The following is a 25,261-nucleotide window of genomic DNA, read 5'->3' on the forward strand; positions in this document are numbered from 1 at the left end:
TCGGCAGGTAACTAATACGTGATATTTCTTATCAAAGTTTAAACTCTATTAATCTATTAACGGCATCATCCAATGTTTCTTGCTTTTTTGCAAAACAAAACCTCAAAACACGATAATCTGTCCCTTGCGTATAAAAAACAGAGGTAGGTATACAAGCTACACCGGCCTCTTTTATTAACCTCAATGCAAAATCCGTATCGCTTTCTAACGTTAAATGGCCATATTTAACTGATTGAAAATAAGATCCATAAGAAGGCAATAATTCTAATCCGGTTTGTGCTAATCCTTTTCTAAAATGATCTCTTTTTTGCTGAAAAAAACCGGGAAGGCTTAAATAGATGTCTTCATTTTTTAAATATTCAGCAATACCGTACTGCATGGCCGAGTTAACACTAAAAACCAAAAACTGATGCACTTTTCTAAATTCCTGCATTAAATAAGCAGGAGCAAGGCAATAACCAATCTTCCAGCCGGTAGCATGAAGCAGTTTACCAAATGATGCAACAATAAAACTGCGTTGCTGTAATTCGGGATAACGGGCCATGCTGTGATGAGTTTCGCCATCATATATCAAATGCTCATATACTTCATCGCTTAATATCAATATATTCTGATTTTTCACAATAGCGCTTAATTCTTCTATATCTTCTTTACGCAAAATAGTAGCCGTAGGGTTATGCGGTGAATTAAGGATAATCAATTTTGTGCGACTATTGACCAGCTTTTTAACCATATCCCAGGCAATGCGGTAATCCGGCGGTTCCAGCTCCAATGATTTTACAATGCCGCCCATTAACTTAATAGCGGGGGCGTAACAATCAAACGCGGGTTCAAATATAATTACCTCGTCGTTTGGATGGATCACGGCGCTTATAGCGGTAAATATAGCCTGTGTGCCGCCAGCAGTAACGGTTATTTCTGTATCCGGGTTATATACTGCGCCATGCAGCTTTTCTGTTTTATAAGCTATTTGTTCACGTAATGCTTTTACACCAGCCATTGGCGCGTATTGGTTATGCCCATCCTTCATGGCCTTGTTTACCAGCTCTATTAATTCGGGAGAACAGTCATAATCAGGAAAGCCTTGTGAAAGATTTATAGCGTCAACCTCAGCCGCCAAAGCCGACATGGTGGTGAAAATAGTTGTTCCTACTTGGGGGAGTTTAGATACAATAGATGTCATGTTTGGCCAAAATAGGTAAAAACCGTATACATATTGTAATTTGATTTCACTTTACCTTTCTGCTTTTGCCTTTCATGCCTATTACCTAACTTAGTAAAATGAAGTTAAAGAGATATCTACCGATTATATTTATTGCTGTCCTCCTGGCATCGTGTCAATCCACTAAAAATAAGACCGTACCTGTTGTTGGTTTTGTTGATGCTTTTGAAGACGCTACCATAGCACAGGCAAGAACCGGTTTTACCGATGCCTTAAACAAAAAAGGCTTTAGCGAAGAGAAAAAAACAGTTCAAATAGAATATCGCAATGCACAGGGTAATATTCCAACGCTAACGCAGATAGTAAATTATTTTGTGTCAGAAAATGTTGATCTTTTGGCCACCTGTACCACGCTATCAACCATTACAGCAGTACAAAATACTAAAACAATTCCCATTTTTGAAATAGTATCACCAACACCAGAGCGAATGAAGGTAGTAGGTGCCGATGGAAAATCCCCGGCTAATTTATTTGGCGTGATGGAGGACCTCCAATATATAGATACTTCGTTTTCTATTATCCCTAAGCTGTTAAAGCCAAAAGGGGCAAAACTTGTTATTGGGATGATTTACAACCAGGTTGAACCGCAATCTGCCGATGCGATGGAACGGATAAAAGGATTGGCTGATAAATTAAATATTACTTTGGTTGCATTGCCGCTAAATTCATCAGCAGACGCACAACTGGTTACCCAATCTTTGTTAGGTAAAAACATTGACGCCTTTTTTGCTAACCCAGATAATACTGTGTTTGCCTCGTTTGAAACAATATTAAAAAATTGCAATCAGGCTAATGTGCCCATATTTACCAGCGAAGCCGGTTTGGTACAACGCGGTGCAGTAGCGGCATTTGGAGCTGATATTTATCAATGGGGTTACCAGGCTGGTGAGCAGGCTGCCCAATATTTAAAAACACATAAAACAAACGGCCTTAAACCAGAAATGGTTAAGATAAGAAAGCGCGTTTATAATGCAGCGGTAGCAAAAAAGTATAATATTACTATCCCGTCAAATTTTGAAGCTGTAAAGTAATGGATTTTTACCTTACCGCATTATTACAAGGACTTTGCTTTTCGGGAATAGCGTTGGGGATATACATATCCATGAAAATTTTCAATATCCCCGACATTACAACTGATGGAAGCTACACATTAGGTGGGGTTGTTACGGCCATTTTACTTACCCGGCATTTACCAGATTACTTAATTTTACCTATTGTTTTACTTTCCGGCGGCATTGCCGGTGCTATAACCGGTATTATACATACCAAGCTTAAAATTAACCCGTTACTTGCCGGCATATTAGTAATGACAGCATTGTATTCTGTTAATTTAACATTAATGGGGCGGTCTAACCTGCCGTTAATTGGTACTTCATCCATATTCACATTGTTACAAATTTTGAGTGATCCTAACCAAAATACCTTTATAATATTATCGTTATTTGTGCTTGTAATTACTTTGCTGATTGGCTACCTGTTAAAAACCGATTTTGGTTTAGCTATGCGTGCAACGGGCAATAGCGAATCGATGATAAGAGCGTTAGGAGTAAATACAGATAGAATGAAAATTATTGGCCTGGCATTAGCTAACGCTTTAACTGCTGTAAGCGGTTATTTAATAAGCCAGTTTCAGGGGTTTGCCGATATAAATATGGGTATTGGCATTGTAATAGTAGGGTTGGGGTCTGTTATTATAGCCGAAACTATAATAAACTGGCTAAACATAACATCAGTTTGGATGAGCTTGGTTTTAGTTTTAACTGGTGCTGTATTATTTCAGCTGGTTTTGGCCTTAACCTTAAATATTGGTGTAGATGCAAATTTATTGAAGCTGGTAACGGCAATATTTGTATTATTGATAGTAAGCCTGCCCCGATTTAAATTAAAAAGTAAATAACTTAGTATTATAAAATAACAATTATGAAAAAGTTCTATAAAAATTGCCCGGTTGTATTCATTGCCTTATTTGTATTTACAACCTGTCTATTCTCCGGATTATATGCGAAAGCAGCTTCACAATATTATTACCAGATAAAAATTTATCATTTTAAAAACGCGACGCAAGAAAGTCGCTTAGATGCTTACCTGCAAAATGCCTATATACCCGCGTTACATAAAGCCGGTGTAAAAAACGTTGGTGTTTTTAAGCTGATTAAACAAGATAGTTTGGATAGAAAAATTTATGTTTTTGTACCTTACCGTACCTGGGATGCCCTGGAAAATACTGATCAAAAAATATTAAAAGATCAAACATACCTGGACGCGGGTAAGGATTATTTGGAGGCTGCTTATAATAACTCACCTTATACCCGTATAGAAACAATTATAACTCGCGCGTTTGTCAATGCTCCAGTGCCAAACATGCCAGACCTAACCGGAAAAAAAGCAGACAGGGTATATGAGTTACGCAGCTACGAAGGTGCTACCGAAAAATTACATGCCAGTAAAGTTAAAATGTTTAATATAGGCGATGAAATGGCCATATTTAAGAAGTATGGCATGAATGGCGTATTCTATTCTGAAGTGATTGCCGGTAGCCATATGCCTAATTTGATGTACATGACCACCTATAACACCAAACAGGATAATATCGACAAATGGAAACAGTTTGGTAAAGATCCGCAATTTGTTGCCTTAGGTAAAATGCCCGAGTACCAGCATAATGTATCAAAAGGCGAAAGCTTCTTTCTTTATCCGACTGATTATTCTGACTATTAAATTTTGGAAAAACGCGATTTTGATGCAATAGTAGTAGGCTCAGGGCCAAATGGTTTGGCCGCCGCTATTTTATTGCAACAAAATGGGTTGTCGGTTTTATTAATAGAAGGAAAAGACGAGATAGGCGGAGGGTTACGTTCGGCTGAACTTACATTACCGGGCTTTACACATGATGTTTGTTCGGCCATACACCCGCTTGCTGTAGTTTCACCATATTTTAAAACGCTGCCTTTAGCGGCACACGGACTTGAGTATATCTATCCGGATATTGACGCGGCCCATCCTTTTGATAATGGCACTGCTGCCATTATCAAAAGGTCGCTTAACGAAACCGCACAATTATTAGGTGAGGATAAAGAAGCCTATCTTGATCTGTTACAACCATTAGTAAACAATTGGCCAACTGTTTTACCCGATATTTTAGCGCCATTACATTTTCCTGAACATCCGCTGGCATTAGCAAAGTTTGGGTTAAAAGCGCTAACATCTGCAACACATTTAGCAAAACGATTTAATACAGTTGAAGCAAAAGGATTATTTGCCGGGATGGCTGCTCATTCCATGCAGCAATTATCAAATTTAACAACCTCGGCTATTGCATTGGTTTTGATGGCTTCGGGTCATCAACAGGGGTGGCCAATACCTAAAGGTGGCTCTAAGAACATAGCCAATGCGCTGGCATCTTATTTTACTTCAATAGGCGGAAAGATAGAAACCGGGTTGTATATAAAGTCATTAGCGCAGTTACCATCAGCACACGCTGTTTTGTTTGATGTTACCCCGCGGCAGCTTCTGCAAATAGCCGGGCATAAATTTTCATCAATTTATAAATGGCAACTGGAGCGTTATCGTTACGGAATGGGTGTATTTAAGATTGATTGGGCATTAGATGCACCAATACCATTTACAGCTGATGCATGCCGCCATGCCGGCACAGTTCATATAGGCAACACAATAGAAGAGATTACTGATAGTGAAAGGCAAATAGCTTTAGGCAAGCACCCCGAAAAACCATTTGTGCTATTGGCGCAGCAAAGTGTATTTGATGCTTCCCGTGCACCGCAAGGTAAACATACCGCCTGGGCATATTGCCATGTGCCTAATGGTTCTGTTGTTGATATGACCCGGGCTATTGAAAAACAGGTTGAACGTTTTGCGCCGGGTTTTAGAGCAGTTATATTAGCAAAACACACTATAAATACCGCACAGCTTGAAGAATATAATCCTAATTATATTGGTGGCGATATTAACGGCGGCGCATTTGGTATAAATCAATTGTTTATACGGCCTGCATTAAGAGTTTCGCCCTATAAAACATCAGCAAAGGGCATTTACATCTGCTCTTCATCTACGCCGCCAGGCGGCGGTGTGCACGGTATGGCCGGCTACCATGCTGCGAAAAAAGCATTGAAGCACACTTTCAGAATGCAATAGATTTATCGCGTTTAAATTTTTAACGCCTTAGGTTTATTATTACCTATTACTATATTTATTGCTTTGTAAGTTGTTTATGAGATCAGTAAATGTAAATATGGGTAAAGGGAGATTAGAGGCCTTTAGTGATGGTGTTATAGCTATAATCATCACCATTATGGTTTTAGAACTGAAGGTGCCTGCTAAACCTGATCTTGAAGCGTTATCTAAGGTATGGCCGGTTTTTATAAACTATGTTATGAGCTTTATTTATGTTGGCATTTACTGGAACAATCATCATCATATGTTCCATATAGTGCGATCAATAAATGGTGCAGTACTATGGGCCAACCTGCATTTACTTTTCTGGCTATCTATGGTGCCGTTTGTAAGTAGCTGGATGGGCGAAAATCCATTTAGTGTTGTATGGCCAATGGCTTTATATGGATTTGTGCTTTTAATGAATGCTGTTGCTTACAGCATATTAGTAGCTGTATTAATTAAGCATGAAGGAGAAAACTCTGCATTGGCAATTGCATTAGGCAAAGACTGGAAAGGAAAACTATCACTAATATGTTATATAGTGGCAATTGCGTTTGCCTGGGTAAATACGTATATAAGTTTTGGATTATATGTTGCTGTTGCATGTATTTGGTTCATTCCAGACAGACGCATAGAAAAGAAGATAGCAGACGATCAGGTTTAGTTAATCTGTTTTTAAATTATGCCACTGTATGGCTAAATAATAACACTGCTCATTGCTGATGTTTTTTGGCCCATGCAATATACCCGAAGAGAGATAGATACAATCGCCGGCATGAGCATCAAATTTATCCTGTGCAATTGTTTCCTGCACACTGCCGTTTAGCATCAATATTAATTCTTCTACCCGGTGTGTATGCGGATCATGGCTGGCATAACCGGGGTTTAAAGCTGTAGCGTGCACATCAAATCTTCCAAACATAGATGTTGCCCGGTCAAATATAGCTCTTGTTTCACCTTTTGCTGATTTGTTTACTTTTAACAAACTCCAGTCCTTAATAACCGATGGCCCTGCATCATGCCCGCGCTTAATATCTGCCGGATTTGTTGATTTATATTTAATCACATAAAAGGTTGCAGGTTCGCTTGCATTGTTTTTAAAACTGATCTTATCACCAGCCAATATTAATGCAATGCTATAGGCACCTACTGTTTTAGCAGTATCGTTTAGTGTTAGTGTAACATTGCCGCTTTTTACTACTATTAACTGTTCAAATTGGCTATCAGTAATGGGTTGGGTGTAAACTTTATCTGCAGGAAGGGTAAAGGTAGCTATTTCAAATTTTAGCAGGTCTAAGGTCTTTCCGGTTATAATCGGTCTTTTTTCAACACCGCCTATATGAATCGTTTTGTTATTATCCAAGCTATAAACTCCGGCTTTTAAGGTATCGCTTTGCGCATTGGCACATAGTGAAATAACCATGAAAAAAATGGCAAAAATTATTTTCATGAATGGTAATGTTTGGTTTATAGTTTATATAAATATCCTAAATTATTGTTTAAAAGAAACGAAAAAACTGGTGCCTTTTTCCAGCTCGCTTTCTACCCATATTTTTCCGCCATTCCGTTCTACAAATTCCTTACAGAGCATCAGGCCAATGCTATTTCCTTTTTCGCTATCGGTACCTTGCATGCTTTCATTACCGGGTTCAAATATTCTATCCTGTAAAGATTTTGCTATGCCTATTCCATTATCTTTAATTGCAATTGTAGTAAAGCCTTTCGGATGGTCTATAGTAGCCTCAATTTCTACAATACCGTTAGCATGTGTATATTTTGCTGCATTAGCCAGTAAATTTCTGATAACAAAATCAAAATGCGTTTGGTCTGCAAAAATAAAGATATCATCAGGTGTCTTATCAATTAGTTGTATGTGCTTTTGTTCGGCGGTCTCTTTATGAAAAAGCAGCGATTGTGTAATTACATATTTGGCATTAAAATAACTTTTGTTATAAGTTATGCCCTTTAACTGGGCTTGGCCCCATATCAACAATTTATCCATCACATCTAATGTAGATATACTGTGTTCCTTCAATCGGGGTATAAATGAACGCATCTCTGTTATATCACTCTCATCCTCTAATACTTCCAATAAATTAACTATAGTAGCCACCGGCGATCGCAGGTCATGGCTAATTATAGAAAACAATTTATCTTTAAAATTATTAAGGTTCTTTAATTCATCCTGTTGTATAAGTAATTGCTTATTAAGGTTTTTTGTTTTTTTATAAAACAAAACAACTATTAATAAAACAATTAATGAACAAACAGCCACAGCTAATGTAATCCATGTTTGATACTTATTTTGCTGATTAATGAGCTGCAATTTTTGCACTTTAATTTTTGAATTAGCCAAATCATTGTTGGCTATTAAACCTGCTATATCTTTAGAGTTTTTAAGTGTAAAAAGACTGTCTTTTAAAGCATCCTTAAATTCTAAGGTTTTTGCTGCTTCTTTAAAATTACCCTGCTGTTTGTATACATCTATCATGCCCTGGTAAACATCCAGCCGCAGATGATTTTGGTGCAGCATCCGGGTAATTGCTAATGATTGTTTTAATAAGATTAAACTGGTATCTGGCTTAGTTTTTGTTTTTAAGGATGCCAGGTTAATAAGCGTGGTGGCTTCGGCTTCGGGTAAATTTAATTTTCTTGCTATGGTTAATGATTCTAATTGATAATCAAAAGCTTTTTTGATGTTTCCTAATTGCTGATATACATCACCGGTATTCCCCAATATCATAGCAGTTAGCTCTGGTTCGTGATTATCAGCCTTTTTTAGTGCATCTAAAAAATATTGCAACGCCAGCTTCATCTGGTTTTTTTTACCATATATGATGCCTACATCGTTTAAAAGGGTTGCTTCAGCATTTGATGGAGGGAGTTGTTTATTTAATTTAAGCGCAGTTTGATAATATTCTAAAGCCTTATCTAAATTATTGATCTGCTCATTCAATACCCCAAGTTTAAGATATGATTGAACCAACCCATGTATGTCATTACTGGCCTGGTTTATTTTTAAAGAAGCTATAAAGTGTTGTGTAGCTTCTTTATATGAACCCATTTTAGCCAGGCAAATCCCTAAAGAATTATTTGCAGCAACTAAACCGGGATTGTTTTTTAATTTTTCAAAAACAGACAAGGCAATTGTTAAATGATTTTTAGCCGAATCCATTTTACCAATAGCAATGTCAACAGCGCCAATTTGCCCGTGCATTAATCCAATACCTAAAGGATAATTTAATTGGTTTGCTAATGCCAGCCCTTGTTGTGCATAAAATATGGCCGAATCTGGTTTTTCATTACGGTAATTTGTTACCAGAGCTTTATAAATATGGATGCGGCTTGTATCAACTCGCGAATGTTTTAAACGTGCTAATAATAAAGTAGTTGATGGCAGTTGGGCATAGGTTACCGAATAGGTTATAAGTAACCCAATTATGCATAAGGCATATATGATAAGGTTGTTTTTCTTTGGCATGGAAAATCCACGGAATATAGAAAATTATTTGCTAATAAATTAATTTATTAGCAAATAATAAGTACAGAGAATAGTCTGATTGTAAAGCTGAAATTTTCTATTCAGATTTTCCCTTTTTTTCATTAAGCAAGTTATCCAGCGATAAGGGTCCGGACCCAATTATTACAAATAATAGTAATAACGCCAGGACAATTATGGATAACCAAAGCTCAGAACTAACCAAAGGATTTAAAATGTTAACATAAAATACAGCTCCTAATATAATTGGAAGCTGCATAAGTGATGCTATTCGGGTAAATAAACCTAAAAATATAAGTATACCCCCAACCATGTGCATATAGGTTACATAATGTAAAATGATAGTAATTTCCAGTCCAGATAAATGCACGGATTGGTTTTGTAAAAGCAGATCAAGAAGAAAAGGGGTGTTGTGCATAAATTCTACACCTTTCATCACTAAAAAAATGCCTAATATTATACGTATAAAGTCTAATATTTTAGGGTGGTGTTTATTACCCCAGTTTTCAATTTTGCTCACAAAGTTCATAGTATCAAATTAATTGTTGACTCGATTGGCAGAGTTGTACGAATTTAGATAATTTCAAAAGATCAATGCAACACTTTAGGTAATGCTTACATTTTAAAGATATTTAAAAATTTAAAGAGTATCGGGTTGATATCTTAAAATAAGGATAGTTTCTGCCTACATCGGCATATTTTTGATAGCTACCATGCAAATTAAAATAACCTGATTCTGCACTTAACGAAAATTCTTTTGAAGCTTTAATATTGATTTCGCTCGAAAGTGTATGTAAAAAATAATGAGACGGATGCCCGTTAATTGTTACCATCCAACCACCCCGGTAATTGATACTGTAAAAAAACCTATTGGCAATAGTTATTTGCCCGCTGCCATTAACAGAGAACCCCGGGCCGTAATCATAATTTCTGCCATGGGAGAGATAAAGGTAAGGATCGGGTATGGCAGCTAAAAGAATAGGGCCGGCACCAAATATGGTATTGACCTTTATTTTTTCTGTTATATCGTATTCTGAGAGCAAATTTATTTTAACACTCTGGCCGCCGTAAAAAAAAGCTGCATTATGTATAAAGTCATAATTTGCCGAAAGGATTGCCAGATGCTGTAGTTTCTCTGTCGATTCAATTTCCCAACCGGCTAATGAACCATATACGCTAACAATATTAACTTTTGAGCTATCATCCTTGCCAACCTCAACATTTATAGCAATATTACTAAAGGGTGTATCATAATCCTTATAAGGTGTGCCATATAATATTTTAATATGTCCAAACCAGCCAAAGTCTCCGTTTTTAATAAAATTAGTATTGTTAGCATTAAACCGTCTAAAACCTATATCAAAATCGACACTTATTTTAGAAGAATCTTTATTTTGCTGATGAGTTACTTTTCCCCATTTTCCATCCAATATACGGTTCAAACCATTTACCGGGTTAATTAAAAATCCCAGTACTTCTGACGCTTGTCTTCTTAAACCGCTTCTATTGCTGTTGATCAATTTATTTGACAGGCGATGGGTCATTTCGCCAAGTACTATGCCACCAAAGCTGGTATTAATAAAATCATTTATAGCAGGTGGTTGATTTTCGGCCGTACTCTCCCAAACATAGCTGCCAACAAAAACTGCCGGGGCCGATTGCCAAAGGCTATAACCGTTAGATCTGAATGAATTATAAAATTGACTGCCATGAAAAGGGTGACCAAACTGATTGGTTTGAAAATTATCATCATCCCAGGTCCAGCTGGCGGGCTTTAAGTTATTGCCAACGGTTTTAAATGATATGTTAGTGTAGTCTGCTTTTTTAAGAAATTTATCAAATGTCCATGGCAATATTTCTACAAACGCCAATTCGCCGGCAGCGCGGCCAAAATGCTTCTTTTGTGGCGATAAGCCACTATGTAAATATGATTTAGGTAAACTGTCTTTTATCCTATGTTGCTCATAACCGGGCAAGGTTTGTGCAGCAGCGGACATTGATGTGCATAGCAAAACAAAAATTGCTATTAAACTTTTATCGTTTGATACTTTTTTGCAGAAATAAGTAAAGTAAGTAAAGGTTGATATCATAATACAGACATCAGAAATAACTACTGCCTGTAAACAAAAGTGTACAAGCAAAAGAATTGTTTTAGAGATATATAATTAAAACACAAAGTTTATATATTTGTGCCTTTGAATATCCGAATATGAAAAAGACTTTAGGACTTGTTATAACAGCAATTGGAATATTAATAATTACCGGTGCTTTTACCCTTACACCGGTACACGCACTAAACCCTGCCGATTCAGGAAGTGGATTAAGCGCATCTGCGGGATTAGCATATGGCGGCTTTATTGTTTTTGGTATTGGCATAGTGCTTTACATATCAAGCCTTCCATACGCCGGCGAAAAAACCAAATAGTTTTTCTCTGTTACTATCTCACTTTTAACTTACCGCCTAACCATGTGCATGGCAGTGAAGTTATTGCTAATGCAATAGGGTACCAATGCTGATAAATTCCAACCCACAATAACACCTATCACAGCATTTATAATGCCCTATTTATATTTTAGGTGTATTTGGCTTAAAAGGTTTATCAAATGAGTTGGCACCTTTTACACCAACCTTGCGGCGATATACTTTGTCTTTTACTGATACATATAGTATATCAAAATTAGGCCCGCCAAAGCATAGATTTGATGGGCTGCCGTTAGGCGTAGGCATAATGCTGATTACCCTGCCAATTTCGTCCAATATTTGTATACCTAAACGGGTGGCTACATAAATACGGTTATTTATATCGCATTTTGCACCGTCAGACCACGCGTTCTCTGCTGTATCCGGCACATGCAACCAGCCAAAACGTTGTTTGGCAGATAATGTACCATCAGCCTTAACCTGGAACGCATATACCCAATGAGTTGAAGACTCTGTAACGTACAATTCGGTTTGATCCGGGCTAAGCGTTAATCCATTGGCATATTTTATACCCTCATCAACTATAGTTTTTTCGCCGTTTGGCTTTATCAGGTATATTTTGCTGGGTTTATCTGTGCCATCAGGTACGGTTACATACACGTTTCCATTATTTGCAACGGTAAGGTCATTGCCTGCTATATCACTTGCAATTACAGTCTCTTTATTATCTGCATCGTAACTTAATATTTGTTTGGTGCCGCCTGCTACAGTATAACGCTTTCCATCTGGGCCAAAAGCTGTACCGCTTGCTTTTTTTGCATCCAGTTTAAGTGTGGTTAGTTTACCGTTAACATCAACTTTATAAGTTTTTGAATTGGGTATATCCTGATAAAAAACCTCGCCGGCTGCATTTACAGCAGTACCTTCTGCAAAGCCATAGCCTTCGCCAACCAGTTCCCAACCCTGGCCGGGCAATATAACGGTATTTGTAAATGCATTTTTAGATACGCCTACGGCTACCGGTTTAGGATAATCCTTCCATAAAAAACGCATTGCCTGCGGGAAGATCGCGGTAGCCTGAACGCCGTTATGGCCGCCTTCGCCCCAGGCATGATCTACTTCATAACCTGCAAACTGAAAAGCTCTTTCCATCATTTGTGCGGTTATCCACCAATCGCCAACATAGTTATTAAGGTCATTTGTTCCATCCTGCATAAATATGCGTAGTGGCTTAGGTTCATATTTCCTTATTAAAGTAGGGAACCTTTCTGCACCGCGGAAACCCACGTAAGTGCCAATAGAACTAAATATCCTGGTAAATTGGTCGGGCCTTTCCCACGCTGCATTAAATGCAGCTATGGCGCCACTGCTTGAGCCGCCAATAGCACGGTCGTTTGCATTTTTTGATAACAGGATGGGCCTGCCATCTGCTGTTTTTTGTTTTTCAACTTCCGGTAAAAGCTCATTTAATAAAAACTTTATATAGGTGTCGCCAATGCTATCATATTCATAGCTGCGGTTGTTGCGGTTTATCGAGGTCTGCCTGTCGGAGGCGGCAACCTGTCCCGGTGCAATAAATACTGCTATGGTTACCGGAATTTCTTTATTATTTATCAAATTATCAAAAACAGTAGGAGCTTTAAATTGAACACCATCCTGATTTACATACAGGCAAGCGGGTTTTTTACCATCATATTGGGCAGGTACATAAATAGTAACATTACGTGTGGTGCCCGGGTATATTTTCGAGTCGTTAAATTTTAATTGGACCAATTCGCCTTTAGGCACACCGGCATGAATTACCGAAGCAGAATCAACCGGGTATTTTTCAACAGGGGCCTGGGCAAATGCACTTAATTGCGGTGCAAAAAGTACTGCAAAGAGCAGGGCTTTAATCTTGTTCATAACTAACTGGTAATTAAAAAGGTTTATATAAATAATAGGTTCTCAAATATATAAAATAGATCAGAAAATCATAATTATTACAACCGCGATAATGTACACGACAGGGCATCATATACATGTATTGTAACAAACCTGAAAGTTAGAACGGCAGCTAACGTTTTTTAATAGCTTTGTGTGTTGTTTATAAAACACGCCAATCAAACCAAAAGCTAATTTTTAACAAAAAACAACTTTCATGAATAAAATAGTTCTTCGGGTAACTTGCCTGTTATGTGCAATTACGGCTTTAGCCAGTTTTTCAGTCTTCAATAATGCTAATAAAAACACTGCACCTTTTCCGGCAAATCTTAAACTTCCGGCAGGGTTTTCTGCAACAATAATAGCCGACTCGCTTGGGTCATTAAGGCATTTGGTTGTCACCGATCACGGAGATATTTATGTAAAATTAAATTCGATTAAAAAAGGAAATGGAATTTACTTTCTGAGCGATACCAATCATGATGGCAGACTTGATAAAAAAAAGAGTTTTGCAAAGTATCCCGGCACAGGTATAAAAATAAAAGGGCAATATCTTTACTCAGCCTCTAATACCGGTGTATACCGATATAAATTGAATGATAAGCAGGAAGTAATTGATCCTGATAATCCCGAGCTAATTGTACAGGGATTAGTAGATAAAAGACGCGATAATTCAAAATCTATTGCCTTAGATGATAAGGATAATTTATATGTAACCGTTGGTTCTTATTCTGATGCATGCAGGCAGACCGGTTCAGGGCAAGGAATACCCGGTTGCCCGCTTTTAGACTCGGTAGGAGGGATATGGAAATTTAAAGCCAACAAGCTTAATCAAAGTTATGGCGACGGGGTTCATTACGCGAAAGGGATTAAAAATGCAGTTGGAATAGACTGGAATACCAGTACAAAAACTTTATTTTCAACAGAGCATGGCCGTGGTAGCTTTGATGATAAGTTCCCCCAATATTATACCGCCAAACAAAGCGCCGATTTACCGGCCGAAACGCTGTACGAGTTGCACCAGGGGGTAGATGCAGGCTGGCCATTTATTTATTATGATCAGATCCAGAAGAAGAAAATGCTTGCGCCGGAATATGGCGGAGACGGTAAGATAACAGTTGAAGATAAATATATTGACCCTATTGCTGCTTTCCCCGCGCATCTTGCGCCGAACGATCTGCTGTTTTATACCGGCAATATGTTTCCCGAAAGATATAAGAACGGTGCTTTCCTGGCTTTTCATAGCCAGTCCTCGCAAAAAATAGGTTATTTAGTGGCCTTTGTTCCTTTTAAAAATGGTAAACCATCAGGAGATTGGGAGATTTTTGCAGATAATTTTACAGGTCAGAACCTGGCAAAACCTACCGGGCCATTTCAATACCGCCCCATCGGATTAGCTCAGGGACCCGACGGCGCTTTATATGTGGCCGATGATTTGAAAGGCGCTATTTTTAAAATCACTTATTCGGTTAAAGGAAAATAACATAATTCCGGCAAACCCAATTTTTTGATGTTAGCCGGGTAAATCAAGACTATTGTCAGCGCTTGTTCTTTTGAACAAGCGCTATTTTTTTTGGCGGGATTATTGTTTAAACTTGTTGATGTTTGTTTAAACATCAATTGTAAAACATAATAGTATGGAAATAGGAATAGATAGTTTTGCCGCGGCTACATTTAATGATGCCAAAGATACGGCCACCCGAAATGTAAATGTAATAGCCCAATTATTAGAAAGAATTGAACATGCAGATCAGGCAGGATTGGATGTGTTTGGCATTGGCGAACATCACCGGAAGGAATTTTTAGATTCGGCACCAACCATTATCCTTGCAGCTGCGGCAGCACGCACCAAACGAATCCGGTTAACCAGTGCGGTAACTGTTATCAGCGCGGCCGACCCGGTAAGGGTATTTCAAAACTTTGCTACATTAGATCTCATTTCCAATGGCCGTGCAGAAATTGTAGCAGGGCGCGGCTCATTTATTGAGGCATACCCGCTTTTTGGTTATAAGCTACAAGATTATGATCCGCTTTTTGCCGAAAAGCTTGATTTGTTATTAAAAATAAGGGATAATGAAGTAGTTACATGGTCAGGCAAGTTCCGTGCGGCGCTAACTGGCCAGGCAATTTACCCACGGCCCGTACAACCCTCGTTGCCTATCTGGTTAGGCGTTGGCGGTACTCCACAGTCTTTTATACGTGCCGGTGCATTAGGGCTTCCATTAATGGTTGCTGTTATCGGTGGCGAAACACATCGCTTCAGGCCATTGATAGATCTTTACCGCGAAGCCGGGGAAAAAGCCGGGCATTCGCCTGATAAGTTAAAAGTTGGCTTACATTCAATCGGTTATGTAGGAAATACATCACAGGAAGCCAGAAATGATTTTTACCCCGGATATGCCGAGGTATTTACCAAAATAGGAAGAGAACGTGGATGGGCGCCTGTAACCCGTGCGCAATATGATGCACAAACCGGCCCAACCGGTGCCTTGTTGATTGGAAGTCCACAGGAAGTGGCCGAAAAAATACTTCGCCACAGCGAAGCTTTAGGCGGTATTTCCCGTGTGACATTTCAAATGGATCAGGCAGCGCTTCCGCAAGAGAAACTATTGAAATCTATTGAGCTAATTGGTGAACATTTAGTTCCGCTCATTCGTTAGCATAGGAGGTATCATAAAAGGGACTATCGTCCCTTTTAACAAATGTTAGTTTTTGGTCGCAGATACCGGCTTAATTCCATCTTTCGGAGGATCTGCCGGTTTGGCATCCTTTGGAGCTATACCGGCATCAGCTGGTTTTGGTTTTAGGGAATTAACCTCTAACGTTAATGCTTCATTTTTACTTGCCCATTCCTTTTGCTGCGCCTGTAATCCATTAAGATCCGCATTTAATTGTGTTATTTTAGCTAGCTGGTTTTCAACGGTCATATTACTAACAATCAATTCTTCTTTTAAACTGTCAGCCTTATTTTCAAATCGTTGGATTTGTTCATTATGGGCATCTTTTGTACCCTCCAGCCTGGCTAATTTTATTTTTAACTGAACTATGCTATCATTCCTGAGAGACAGTGTTTTTTCAAGACTATCCGTTCTTTGAGTTAACATCTCAATTTTTTCTTTTTTGCTTTGCGCACCTGCGCTTATTATTCCCGATACTACCATGCCAATCATTAAGATGACTACCTTTCCCTTTTTCATGTTAATTAAATTTAATTGCCAAACATTAAGTTATATAATCTATTTAGATAAATTAGCGTATCAAAATGGTTTAAATGAGGGGAAAGTATCGGATACTAATTGAAAGCAGATTACGGGGAAGCTTCTTGTATATTATACATTTAAGAAAAATAATTGTTTATGAATTTATAAATTTTATCACTTTGCCAGGGCGGGCTGCAAAAATATCCTGCGTTGAGCTAATGCATTAAAACAGCAAGGCCCGATACTTTCGTATCGGGCCTTGTACCCAGCGCCGGAGTCGAACCGGCACGGTTTCCCACAGGTGTTTGAGACCAGCGCGTCTACCAATTCCGCCAGCTGGGCTTGCTTGCTTTTATCCGAGGGTGGATTTAAGTCCTCAGAAGCGGGACGCAAATGTATTTAAACTCTCCTTAATTCGCAACAGGTATTTTTGGCGATAATAAATATTTGCAATATCATTCAAACGGCTTGCTTTAGCGGTATCATCCAACTGCTCATAATCATTAGTTAAGACCGATAAGCCTTCATCTATATCACTTTCAACAGCAAGCACTTCCGCAGTTATATGTCCCAATTCTACGGCATTATCTACCTCCATTAAGCGTTCGTTAATATCCATCATCTCCATTAAAAAATCTGCGGGAAGCTGTGGTTTTGCCCCCTCGAAAACCAGGTCATACAGTCTGAGTATGTATTCCAACCGCTTATTAGGATTAGAAAGTGTTTGATATGCTTTATTATTTAAGGTAGATAGTTCAAGTATTTCCTGCTGTTTCGTTTCATCCTCATTAGCATAAAAATCAGGATGATATTGTTTGCTTAACTCGTAAAACTTCTTTTTTAGGAAAGCCTGATCAGGGTTGAATGATTCGGGTATGGCGTAAAAATCAAAATAATTAATCATGGTGCAAAGTTAGGCGTAAGAAAATGCAATTAGTGCTTAAACATAAAATTTCTCATCTTTGTTGCATGACATTGTTTGAACAGATACAACAGAAGCCTTTTTTTATATTGGGCCCATGCGTAATGGAAAATCAGGAACTGCTTTATACCGTTGCTGATAAAGTTGCCGAAATAGGGCAGAAGTACTCAATCACCGTAATATTTAAATCATCATTTGATAAGGCTAACCGAACATCAATACACTCGTACCGCGGGCCCGGTATTGAAAAGGGCATGGAAATGCTGCAAAAAATAAAAGAAAAATTTAACCTGCCCGTTACTACCGATATCCACGAGCCATATCAGGCCGCTATTGCTGCCGAAGTTGTTGATATTTTACAAATCCCCGCGTTTTTATGCCGCCAAACTGATCTGTTGGTTGCAGCTGCAAAAACCGGTAAGGTTGTGAATGTTAAAAAAGCCCAATTTTTATCAGGGCATGATATGTTTTACCCGGCTCAAAAAGTTGTTGAAGCAGGTAATACACAGGTAATTTTAACCGAACGCGGTAATATGTACGGCTATAATAACCTTGCTGTAGATTTTAGGAATATTTATGACATGAAAGGTTTTGGTTATCCTGTTTGTATGGATTGTACCCACTCTGTACAGCGTCCCGGCGGTGCGGGGGGTAAAACCGGTGGCGACCGTACCTTTGTGCCTATGATGGCCCTTGCTGCCAAAGCTTTTGGTGCCGATGGTTATTTCATGGAAGCACACCCTGACCCGGATAATGCTTTGAGTGATGGCCCCAATATGGTGAAGCTGCATCAATTGGAAGAGGTAATTAAGCCATTGATAGGATAAACTGTTTCAATTTTGTTTCACGCGAGGGTGAAACTTGGTTCATACTCGCGTGAAGCAAACAACGTTTTTGTCATGAACTTATGGTTTATTCTTCATAACCTGTTTAACAATATCATTGCCAAACACAAATACCATTAATGATATTAATAAAACAAAGCCAACTATCTGGGCGCGTTCCAGGAACTTATCGCTTAATGGCTTACCCTTTATCATCTCTATAATTAAAAATACCGCGTGGCCACCATCAAGCGCGGGGATAGGCAATAGATTAGTAAAGGCAAGTACCATAGATAAGAAACCAACCAGACTCCAGAAATGTATCCAGTCTATATGGCTGCCAAACATGTTTGCAATAGCAACAGGGCCGCCAACTACTTTGTTAAACTTAGCCTCGCCCTTAAACACCTTGCCAATGGCCCTGGCATTAACAGAGAATGTGCCCCAGGCTTTATTGGCACCAACAGGTAATGAACCAAAAAAACCATAGTTAATTGTCTTTTCATCGGGCATATTGGGTTTTATTGATATCCCTATTGTGCCCTCGCTGGTAACATGCGATTTTAACTGTAATGTATCGCCGTTGCGCTTAACAGTCAAATCAACCAGTTTATTGCCATTTGCTTTTATTTGCGCCTGGAATTGGTCATAAAATTGAATTTTAGTTCCATTTACTGCGGTTACACTGTCGCCTTTTATTAGCCCGGCTATTTGCGCGTTACTTTTGGGTACTACAGAATCAACAGCAAAAGTGGTACGCGGGAAACTGCTTATAAACTGCTCAATACCATAGTCAGACAGATCATTTATAATATTTGCCGGCACGGTTAGGTTCATAGTTTTATCACCTCTTTGCAAGGTTAATACCGTATGATCCAGTAATACTTTTGAGCTCATCAGGTCCTCAAAGCGGTCAACAGGTTTGCCGTTTACTGCAATAATTTTATCGCCGGCTTCAAGCCCCATCTTTTTACCGATGGTGCCCGGTACAATGCCATACTTTATACTGGAGTTTGGTATGTAGCTTTCGCCCAAACGCGCGGTAAGCATCCAAAAAATAAATATACCCAGTACAACATTTACAAAAATACCACCCAGCATTACTATTAAACGCTGCCATGCCGGTTTTGAACGAAACTCCCACGGCTGCGGCGGACCGGCCAGCTGTTCGGTATCCATTGATTCATCTATCATGCCGGCAATTTTTACATAGCCACCAAGCGGCAACCATCCTATGCCATATTCAACACCTTTATAGTTAAACTTGAACAGGCTAAAGCCCCATGCATCAAAAAACAGGTAAAATTTATCTACTTTAATACCAAACGCCCTTGCAGCTAAAAAATGGCCCAGCTCATGCAAAATCACTAAAATCGAAAGTCCCAGTACTAACTGGCCAACCATAATTACTATACTCATTCTATATCAAATTGTATGCCTTTGCGGGCATTTGTTTTATTAAATTTTGCGCAAATATGCGTGTTTCTTTGTCAGTATTCAAATAATCGTCAAGGGTAGGATGAGTTTTAAAGCTGATATGTTTCATACAGCCTTCAATAACATCGCTCATTGCCAAAAAACTAATCTTATTATCTAAAAACCCCGCTACAGCAATTTCGTTTGCCGCATTTATTATACAGGGCATATTACCACTCGTGTTTAATGCCTCGAAAGCTAAACCCAAATTACGGAAAGTTTCCAGGTCTGGTTTTTCAAAGGTAAGGTTAGGATAATCTGTAAAATTAAACCGCTTAAAGTTGTTTTTTAAACGATTAGGATGTGCCAATGCGTATTGTATCGGCAGTTTCATATCGGGCAGACCCATTTGTGCTTTTATGGAGCCGTCTTCAAACTGAACCATAGAGTGGATGATAGACTGCGGGTGTACAATTACCTCTATCTGTTTAGCTTCCAGATCAAACAGCCATTTTGCTTCAATTACCTCCAGGCCTTTATTCATTAACGTAGCCGAATCGATAGTTATTTTGGCACCCATTACCCAGTTAGGATGTTTTAGCGCATTTTCGCGGGTTACATCAGCTAAAAAAGATGTTGTTTTTCCTCTGAACGGCCCGCCTGAAGCGGTTAATATGATCTTTTCTATCGGGTTATGCTCTTCGCCCGCAAGGCATTGATAAATTGCCGAATGCTCAGAGTCTACCGGTAAAATTTTAACGTTATGCTGTTTGGCTAAACCGGTTATCAATTCGCCGGCAACAACCAGGGTTTCCTTATTTGCTAACGCGATGTCTTTACCCGCTTTTATAGCCGCGATGGTAGGTTCTAAACCGGCAAAGCCAACCATAGCGGTTATTACGGTATCTATTTCCTGTTGGGTAACAACATTATTTATAGCTTGTATACCAGCCAGAACTTTTACAGCTGTATTAGCCAATGCTTGTTTTACCTCCTGATATTTACTTTCATCGCAAATAACTACATAGGCAGGATTAAACTGCAGCGCCTGTTTTACTAATAGTGCGGCATTGTTTTTGGCTGTTAAAACATAGGCTTTAAATAATGATGGGTTTTCACCTATCACCGCTAAGGCTTGTGTTCCAATGCTGCCGGTTGAGCCAAGAATGGCTATATTTTTTATGGTACTCAATTCTTTTATATAGTTCCCGTTATTGATTTGCAAGTATAGAGATTGCTTCGTTCCTCGCAATGACGGGAGGGTAATTTAATTTGTAATATACAAAGATAACTTTTCTGCTATCTTCCTGTCGTTAGCCAGCCGTGGCACTTTATTTTGTCCGCCAAGTTTTCCTTGCGAACGCATATAATTAATAAACGCATCCTTTTTCAGGCTTTGGATGATCAAAGGTTGCAAAATGTTACCGTCGATAAGGTCAAAATAGTAAATATTTTTTTCTTGCAGTGCTTTATCAACCTTTAAAGCGAAGTTTTTTACATCCTTTGGAGCTGCTCCAAACTCTATAAACCACTCGTGGTAAGGTAATTCGCCCTGCGGAGGATTTACCTGCGGGGCCACGGTAAACTCAATAATCTCTACACCCTCTTCATTTGCCACACTCATTAGGGCCTGCTCCACTTCCTCACCAATAACATGTTCTCCAAACGCAGAAATGTAATGTTTAATACGCCCGGTCACTAATATTTTATAAGGGTTCTTTGATATGAATTTTACTGTATCGCCTAAACTATAACCCCAAAGACCGGCATTTGTATTTAATATCAGTGCATAATTTTTATCCAGCTCAACATCCTGTAAGCAAATACGCGTTGGGTTTTCATTAAAATATTCATCGGTTGGAATGAATTCATAAAATATACCCGAATCAACCAATAACAATAACCCTTTACTTTTTTGCGAGTCCTGAAAAGCTATAAAGCCTTCGGATGCCGGATAAGTTTCTATCGAATCAATAGCAAAGCCAATACTTTCTTGCATACGTGCACGGTAAGGCTCAAAATTTACACCACCATATACAAATAGCTTAAAGTTAGGGAAGATATCTTTTATTTTTTTATCGCCCGAAACAGCCGAGAGCCTGTCGAAATACATCTGACACCAGGGTGGTATGCCGGATATCAGGCGCATATCTTCATTAACCGTCTCCTGTACAATAGCATCAACCTTTTGCTCCCAATCTTCAATACAATTTACGTCATAGCTTGGCAAACGGTTTTTTTGCAGATAGGCGGGCACATGATGCGCCACAATACCTGATAGCCTGCCGGTTGGTATTCCTGCTTTTTCAGATAGCACAGGGCTGCCTTGTAAAAATATCATCTTACCATCTAAAAAACCGGCTTTACCGGTTTCATGAATATAGCTTAATAGCGCGTTTCGGGCAGCCTTAATATGTTCGGGCATGCTTTCCTTGCTTATGGGGATGTATTTAACGCCTGATGTAGTGCCCGATGTTTTAGTGAGATAAGTTGGTTTACCCGGCCAAAGCACATTTTCCTCGCCGTTGGCTACGCGTTTGATGTAGGAACTGAGCTCTTCATAATCGCGTATAGGTACGTGCTTTTTAAAATCTTCGTATGTTTTTATTTGAGCGAACCTATGATCTTTACCAAACGCCGTGTTTTTTGCTTTATCAAGTAATTGCTCAAAAGTTTTTTGCTGCAGTGCTACCGCGTTTTTGCGGATGTGGTTCAAGTCTGTATTAACCCACGCCGCGAATACCTTACTTAACAGAACTTTTAAACCCATGGCTTAATTAGTTTCGGCAATATCATCGTCTATATCCAGGTGGCTATAAACAAGCTTGCGGTAAGTTACCGCTAATATAATATTAACAAAAGGGTAGGTAAATATAATGGCTATTGATATAAATCCAAACCCGTTATATTGTGACAATGCAGCCGGAAGCGCAATAAATAATAAGATTATGCCCAACATTATTAATACTTTAAAAAAATAGCCTTTAGTAAGCTGGAAGCTTTGACGGATAGACTCAATAGCGCCCGACTGATCATCAACTATAAACGTGATAAAGAACATAACACGCAAGGCTATATAAAGAGTAACTATTGCAGCAATATTTTCAAGTAAGGTTTGGATGTTAGGATAGTCATTTAACCGCACCATTAAAAAGTGAAACGTAGTAATCAAAAATGCGATAAAGAACACTACCACAAGATAACTTACTATACCTTTAAATGCCGGTAATACCTGCCTGAATTCAAATTCGTAATATTCACTGTCAATTACAGTAAATATAAGTTTATAAAGGCCAAGTGTGGTGTAGGCTTGTATAAGTATCATTATAAACGACACAGCCATTTTACCCCAAAATGCTTCAGGTGAAATTAGATATTCAGTTATGATCCCTAAAATAGATAGCAGGAAAAACGATATAAATGAGTAAACAATTATAGTTACAAAGTTTTTCTTAAAAATAGTCCATGCAGTTTTAGTGGTCTCTGCAACAGAAAAGGGATGATACATATATTATTTACGATCTTTTTAATATTATCCGCTTCCAAAAATCTTGCATAAAACCAAGTCCATAAGCAGTTAGTTGAATGAAGGAAGCTACCAAGCTCAAAAATGCAATTTTTGCCGACTTATTTTTAATCCACGCGTGAAAAAATATCAACAAAATAATAAGTGCTAAAATAACGTTGCATAATACAGCTATTCGCCAGTTAAAGATATTAGAAATAGCTGTAAATAACAGCGATAAGGTAAAAAAAGCCGGAAAAAAATGTATTAATTTTAGTTGAGTAGGATGAAACTTATAAACATTAATACGCGCCCGGCCAAAAAAGTGTATCTGTTTATAAAATTGCAAGAAGTTGGTGCGGCGTTTATGGTACACTTTGGCATCAGGAATTAAACCTATTTTAAAACCCAATGAGTGGATACGGATGCTATATTCCAGATCTTCGGCCAGGCGGGTAATGATAAAGCCGCCTGCTTTTTCCCACACCTGCCTTGATATACCCATATTAAAGCTACGCGGATGAAACTGGCCAATTCCTTTTTTATTGCCCCGTATACCACCGGTTGTAAAAGGCGAGGTCATGGAATAACTAATGGCTTTTTGAGTAGGGGTGAATGAAGGGTGTGCATCGTCCGGGCCGCCATAGGCATCCAGCCAGTTTTTTGTTAACGAGTTGTTAACGATCTGTAAATAATCCTCAGGAATAAGGCAATCAGAATCGAATATGATAAAATAATCGCCTTTGGCACGTTCGAACGCGAAGTTGCGGGCAAAACCCTGGCCTGCATTTTCTTTTACAAAGTATCTTACATCCAGTTGGCCGACAAAGCTTTTTACTATTTCTTCCGCGTCATTAACAGATCCATCTTCAATAACCAATACCTCGAAGTTTTTATAACTCTGCAACGTAAGCGTTTGCAACAGTTCTTTAATTTCCTGCGGGCGGTTGTATAAAGGTATGATAATGGAAAAAAACATATTTTGGATGTGCAGATATGCTGATGTGCAAATGTGCAGATTTTTTTTAATAGGGATTAATGAAGATTAAATAGTGATTGTCATTTCGAACGATAGTGAGAAATCTTATACACTGTGCAAATTTTGCGATGCATGGTGTATAAGATTTCTCTTCACACCGGAGGCCTACGCTTGCTCATCGAAATGACAATATAATAATTCTAACATACATTAAATAACATCCTCTATCTGGTACTTATTCCGCTCGGGGGCGCTGCGGGCAACCAGTTCGGCAACAAAGCCGGTTAAAAACAGTTGGGAGCCAATTATAATGGCTACCAGCGCTATATAAAATAAAGGCTGCGCTGTTACTTCACGCGTAATTTTTATGTGATGGGCTATATAATAAAGCTTTTCGCTAATTATCCAGATTGCGCAAACTAACCCGGCAAAAAAACTTAAGCTTCCCATTGCTCCAAAAAAATGCATGGGGCGTTTGCCAAATTTGCCTACAAAAAATATCGAAAGCAGGTCTAAAAAGCCATTTACAAAACGGCTCATGCCAAACTTTGTTGTGCCATATTTACGTGCACGGTGTTCGACTACTTGCTCGCCAATTTTAGTGAACCCGGCCCACTTGGCAATAACCGGTATATAACGGTGCATTTCGCCATAAACCTCTATGTTTTTTACTACCGCTTTACGATAAGCCTTTAAACCGCAGTTAAAATCGTGCAGGTTATCTATCCCCGACATTTTTCGCGTGGCTAAATTAAATAGTTTTGTGGGAACGGTTTTAGTTATAGGGTCATACCTTTTAGCTTTCCAGCCGGATATAAGGTCGTATTTTTCTTCGACGATGCGGCGATACAGCTCCGGAATTTCATCAGGGCTGTCCTGTAAGTCTGCATCCATCGTTATTATCACATTACCCTGTGCGGCATCAAAACCAACGTTTAAAGCGGCGGATTTACCATAATTGCGCCTGAATTTAATACCCTTTATAAAAGGATTATTTAAACGCAGTTTAGCAATCATATCCCATGAGCCGTCTATACTGCCATCGTCAATTAATATAATCTCATACAAAAAGCCATTTTCATCCATAACACGGCTTATCCATGAGGTAAGCTCGGGCAATGATTCAACTTCGTTATAAAGTGGTACTACAACTGATATATCCATTGACAAGTGATA

At 38.7% G+C, this 25,261-nt stretch carries 23 protein-coding genes and 1 tRNA gene; 9 read left to right on the forward strand and 15 right to left on the reverse strand.

The genetic code is table 11. The features are described from left to right. Positions 1-31 precede the first annotated feature (31 nt). Entirely contained in the window at positions 32-1,183 is a 1,152-nt protein-coding gene (locus JWR23_RS16280; protein ID WP_299517375.1) for a methionine aminotransferase, read from the reverse strand. A 98-nt stretch (positions 1,184-1,281) separates the two neighbouring features. On the opposite strand from JWR23_RS16280, the gene JWR23_RS16285 reads away from it, so the two are divergent. The 5 genes from JWR23_RS16285 to JWR23_RS16305 all read left to right on the forward strand — a co-directional run bounded on the left by JWR23_RS16285 (position 1,282) and on the right by JWR23_RS16305 (position 6,059). Further along, positions 1,282-2,253 (forward strand): ABC transporter substrate-binding protein, encoded by a 972-nt coding sequence (locus tag JWR23_RS16285; RefSeq protein ID WP_299517377.1) that lies wholly within the window; start codon positions 1,282-1,284, stop codon positions 2,251-2,253. Then, positions 2,253-3,119: an ABC transporter permease gene (locus tag JWR23_RS16290; RefSeq protein ID WP_299517378.1), complete on the forward strand. Its 867-nt coding sequence runs from the start codon at positions 2,253-2,255 to the stop codon at positions 3,117-3,119. Before JWR23_RS16285 ends, JWR23_RS16290 begins: the two co-directional genes overlap by 1 nt. A 23-nt stretch (positions 3,120-3,142) precedes the next feature. After that, positions 3,143-3,940 (forward strand): NIPSNAP family protein, encoded by a 798-nt coding sequence (locus JWR23_RS16295; protein WP_299517379.1) that lies wholly within the window; start codon positions 3,143-3,145, stop codon positions 3,938-3,940. Between the two features lie 3 nt (positions 3,941-3,943). Further along, positions 3,944-5,374 carry an NAD(P)/FAD-dependent oxidoreductase gene (locus JWR23_RS16300; RefSeq protein ID WP_299517380.1) on the forward strand — a complete coding sequence of 477 codons (1,431 nt, stop codon included), beginning with the start codon at positions 3,944-3,946 and terminating at the stop codon, positions 5,372-5,374. Positions 5,375-5,450: 76 nt separating this feature from the next. Next, complete coding sequence (locus JWR23_RS16305; protein ID WP_299517381.1) at positions 5,451-6,059, forward strand: TMEM175 family protein; 609 nt, start codon at positions 5,451-5,453, stop codon at positions 6,057-6,059. Here the strand turns inward: JWR23_RS16305 and JWR23_RS16310 are convergent, their stop codons facing one another. From JWR23_RS16310 to JWR23_RS16325, 4 genes are all read right to left on the reverse strand, one after another. Further along, entirely contained in the window at positions 6,060-6,845 is a 786-nt protein-coding gene (locus tag JWR23_RS16310) for a cupin domain-containing protein (protein ID WP_299517383.1), read from the reverse strand. Positions 6,846-6,887: 42 nt separating this feature from the next. Then, the gene (locus JWR23_RS16315; protein ID WP_299517384.1) at positions 6,888-8,876 is read right to left on the reverse strand and encodes a tetratricopeptide repeat-containing sensor histidine kinase; all 1,989 of its coding nucleotides are present in this window, start codon (positions 8,874-8,876) and stop codon (positions 6,888-6,890) included. A gap of 97 nt (positions 8,877-8,973) precedes the next feature. Then, the gene (locus tag JWR23_RS16320) at positions 8,974-9,423 is read right to left on the reverse strand and encodes a DoxX family protein (protein ID WP_299517385.1); all 450 of its coding nucleotides are present in this window, start codon (positions 9,421-9,423) and stop codon (positions 8,974-8,976) included. A gap of 103 nt (positions 9,424-9,526) precedes the next feature. Further along, entirely contained in the window at positions 9,527-10,984 is a 1,458-nt protein-coding gene (locus JWR23_RS16325; RefSeq protein WP_299517386.1) for a DUF3943 domain-containing protein, read from the reverse strand. Positions 10,985-11,103: 119 nt separating this feature from the next. Here JWR23_RS16325 and JWR23_RS16330 point away from each other — a divergent pair, with 119 nt between their 5' ends. Next, entirely contained in the window at positions 11,104-11,319 is a 216-nt protein-coding gene (locus tag JWR23_RS16330; protein WP_299517387.1) for a hypothetical protein, read from the forward strand. Positions 11,320-11,460: 141 nt separating this feature from the next. On the opposite strand, the gene JWR23_RS16335 is transcribed toward JWR23_RS16330, so the two are convergent. After that, positions 11,461-13,221, reverse strand: coding sequence for an SMP-30/gluconolactonase/LRE family protein (locus tag JWR23_RS16335; RefSeq protein WP_299517388.1), 1,761 nt, complete (start codon positions 13,219-13,221; stop codon positions 11,461-11,463). 235 nt (positions 13,222-13,456) lie between these two features. On the opposite strand from JWR23_RS16335, the gene JWR23_RS16340 reads away from it, so the two are divergent. Both JWR23_RS16340 and JWR23_RS16345 read left to right on the forward strand, forming a co-directional pair. Beyond that, positions 13,457-14,722, forward strand: coding sequence for a PQQ-dependent sugar dehydrogenase (locus tag JWR23_RS16340; protein ID WP_299517389.1), 1,266 nt, complete (start codon positions 13,457-13,459; stop codon positions 14,720-14,722). 154 nt (positions 14,723-14,876) lie between these two features. Then, complete coding sequence (locus JWR23_RS16345; protein ID WP_299517391.1) at positions 14,877-15,899, forward strand: LLM class flavin-dependent oxidoreductase; 1,023 nt, start codon at positions 14,877-14,879, stop codon at positions 15,897-15,899. A gap of 45 nt (positions 15,900-15,944) precedes the next feature. Here JWR23_RS16345 and JWR23_RS16350 read toward each other — a convergent pair whose 3' ends face one another. The 3 genes from JWR23_RS16350 to hscB all read right to left on the reverse strand — a co-directional run bounded on the left by JWR23_RS16350 (position 15,945) and on the right by hscB (position 17,343). Next, entirely contained in the window at positions 15,945-16,436 is a 492-nt protein-coding gene (locus JWR23_RS16350) for a hypothetical protein (protein WP_299517392.1), read from the reverse strand. Between the two features lie 265 nt (positions 16,437-16,701). Further along, positions 16,702-16,781: transfer RNA gene (locus JWR23_RS16355), tRNA-Leu, on the reverse strand. Positions 16,782-16,815: 34 nt separating this feature from the next. Next, positions 16,816-17,343, reverse strand: a complete 528-nt coding sequence (hscB, locus tag JWR23_RS16360) for a Fe-S protein assembly co-chaperone HscB (RefSeq protein WP_299517394.1) — start codon at positions 17,341-17,343, stop codon at positions 16,816-16,818. Positions 17,344-17,408: 65 nt separating this feature from the next. Between hscB and kdsA the strand changes: the two genes are divergently transcribed. Further along, positions 17,409-18,188, forward strand: coding sequence for a 3-deoxy-8-phosphooctulonate synthase (kdsA, locus tag JWR23_RS16365; RefSeq protein ID WP_299517395.1), 780 nt, complete (start codon positions 17,409-17,411; stop codon positions 18,186-18,188). Positions 18,189-18,266: 78 nt separating this feature from the next. Here kdsA and rseP read toward each other — a convergent pair whose 3' ends face one another. The 6 genes from rseP to JWR23_RS16395 form a co-directional block, all read right to left on the reverse strand. Then, complete coding sequence (gene rseP / locus JWR23_RS16370; protein WP_299517396.1) at positions 18,267-19,604, reverse strand: RIP metalloprotease RseP; 1,338 nt, start codon at positions 19,602-19,604, stop codon at positions 18,267-18,269. A gap of 1 nt (position 19,605) precedes the next feature. Next, positions 19,606-20,784, reverse strand: a complete 1,179-nt coding sequence (locus tag JWR23_RS16375) for a 1-deoxy-D-xylulose-5-phosphate reductoisomerase (RefSeq protein WP_299517477.1) — start codon at positions 20,782-20,784, stop codon at positions 19,606-19,608. 84 nt (positions 20,785-20,868) lie between these two features. After that, entirely contained in the window at positions 20,869-22,371 is a 1,503-nt protein-coding gene (locus JWR23_RS16380) for a GH3 auxin-responsive promoter family protein (RefSeq protein ID WP_299517397.1), read from the reverse strand. 3 nt (positions 22,372-22,374) lie between these two features. Continuing rightward, complete coding sequence (locus JWR23_RS16385; protein ID WP_299517399.1) at positions 22,375-23,109, reverse strand: hypothetical protein; 735 nt, start codon at positions 23,107-23,109, stop codon at positions 22,375-22,377. A gap of 7 nt (positions 23,110-23,116) precedes the next feature. Then, entirely contained in the window at positions 23,117-24,085 is a 969-nt protein-coding gene (locus JWR23_RS16390; protein WP_299517400.1) for a glycosyltransferase, read from the reverse strand. Between the two features lie 210 nt (positions 24,086-24,295). Further along, positions 24,296-25,249 carry a glycosyltransferase family 2 protein gene (locus tag JWR23_RS16395; protein ID WP_299517401.1) on the reverse strand — a complete coding sequence of 318 codons (954 nt, stop codon included), beginning with the start codon at positions 25,247-25,249 and terminating at the stop codon, positions 24,296-24,298. Between the last annotated feature and the right edge of the window lie 12 nt (positions 25,250-25,261).

Source organism: Mucilaginibacter sp., assembly GCF_028288205.1.
Lineage (GTDB): Bacteria > Bacteroidota > Bacteroidia > Sphingobacteriales > Sphingobacteriaceae > Mucilaginibacter.

What these genes read in the sequence shown, in the direction of transcription:
- JWR23_RS16330 (WP_299517387.1), top strand. Translation starts at nt 11,104, where the DNA reads ATGAAAAAGACTTTAGGACTTGTTATAACAGCAATTGGAATATTAATA.
- JWR23_RS16295 (WP_299517379.1), top strand. Translation starts at nt 3,143, where the DNA reads ATGAAAAAGTTCTATAAAAATTGCCCGGTTGTATTCATTGCCTTATTT.
- JWR23_RS16385 (WP_299517399.1), bottom strand. Translation starts at nt 23,109, where the DNA reads ATGTATCATCCCTTTTCTGTTGCAGAGACCACTAAAACTGCATGGACT.
- JWR23_RS16285 (WP_299517377.1), top strand. Translation starts at nt 1,282, where the DNA reads ATGAAGTTAAAGAGATATCTACCGATTATATTTATTGCTGTCCTCCTG.
- JWR23_RS16340 (WP_299517389.1), top strand. Translation starts at nt 13,457, where the DNA reads ATGAATAAAATAGTTCTTCGGGTAACTTGCCTGTTATGTGCAATTACG.
- JWR23_RS16350 (WP_299517392.1), bottom strand. Translation starts at nt 16,436, where the DNA reads ATGAAAAAGGGAAAGGTAGTCATCTTAATGATTGGCATGGTAGTATCG.
- rseP (WP_299517396.1), bottom strand. Translation starts at nt 19,604, where the DNA reads ATGAGTATAGTAATTATGGTTGGCCAGTTAGTACTGGGACTTTCGATT.
- JWR23_RS16335 (WP_299517388.1), bottom strand. Translation starts at nt 13,221, where the DNA reads ATGAACAAGATTAAAGCCCTGCTCTTTGCAGTACTTTTTGCACCGCAA.
- JWR23_RS16320 (WP_299517385.1), bottom strand. Translation starts at nt 9,423, where the DNA reads ATGAACTTTGTGAGCAAAATTGAAAACTGGGGTAATAAACACCACCCT.
- JWR23_RS16310 (WP_299517383.1), bottom strand. Translation starts at nt 6,845, where the DNA reads ATGAAAATAATTTTTGCCATTTTTTTCATGGTTATTTCACTATGTGCC.
- JWR23_RS16290 (WP_299517378.1), top strand. Translation starts at nt 2,253, where the DNA reads ATGGATTTTTACCTTACCGCATTATTACAAGGACTTTGCTTTTCGGGA.
- JWR23_RS16315 (WP_299517384.1), bottom strand. Translation starts at nt 8,876, where the DNA reads ATGCCAAAGAAAAACAACCTTATCATATATGCCTTATGCATAATTGGG.
- JWR23_RS16305 (WP_299517381.1), top strand. Translation starts at nt 5,451, where the DNA reads ATGAGATCAGTAAATGTAAATATGGGTAAAGGGAGATTAGAGGCCTTT.
- JWR23_RS16280 (WP_299517375.1), bottom strand. Translation starts at nt 1,183, where the DNA reads ATGACATCTATTGTATCTAAACTCCCCCAAGTAGGAACAACTATTTTC.
- kdsA (WP_299517395.1), top strand. Translation starts at nt 17,409, where the DNA reads ATGACATTGTTTGAACAGATACAACAGAAGCCTTTTTTTATATTGGGC.
- JWR23_RS16325 (WP_299517386.1), bottom strand. Translation starts at nt 10,984, where the DNA reads ATGATATCAACCTTTACTTACTTTACTTATTTCTGCAAAAAAGTATCA.
- JWR23_RS16380 (WP_299517397.1), bottom strand. Translation starts at nt 22,371, where the DNA reads ATGGGTTTAAAAGTTCTGTTAAGTAAGGTATTCGCGGCGTGGGTTAAT.
- JWR23_RS16390 (WP_299517400.1), bottom strand. Translation starts at nt 24,085, where the DNA reads ATGTTTTTTTCCATTATCATACCTTTATACAACCGCCCGCAGGAAATT.
- JWR23_RS16345 (WP_299517391.1), top strand. Translation starts at nt 14,877, where the DNA reads ATGGAAATAGGAATAGATAGTTTTGCCGCGGCTACATTTAATGATGCC.
- hscB (WP_299517394.1), bottom strand. Translation starts at nt 17,343, where the DNA reads ATGATTAATTATTTTGATTTTTACGCCATACCCGAATCATTCAACCCT.
- JWR23_RS16395 (WP_299517401.1), bottom strand. Translation starts at nt 25,249, where the DNA reads ATGGATATATCAGTTGTAGTACCACTTTATAACGAAGTTGAATCATTG.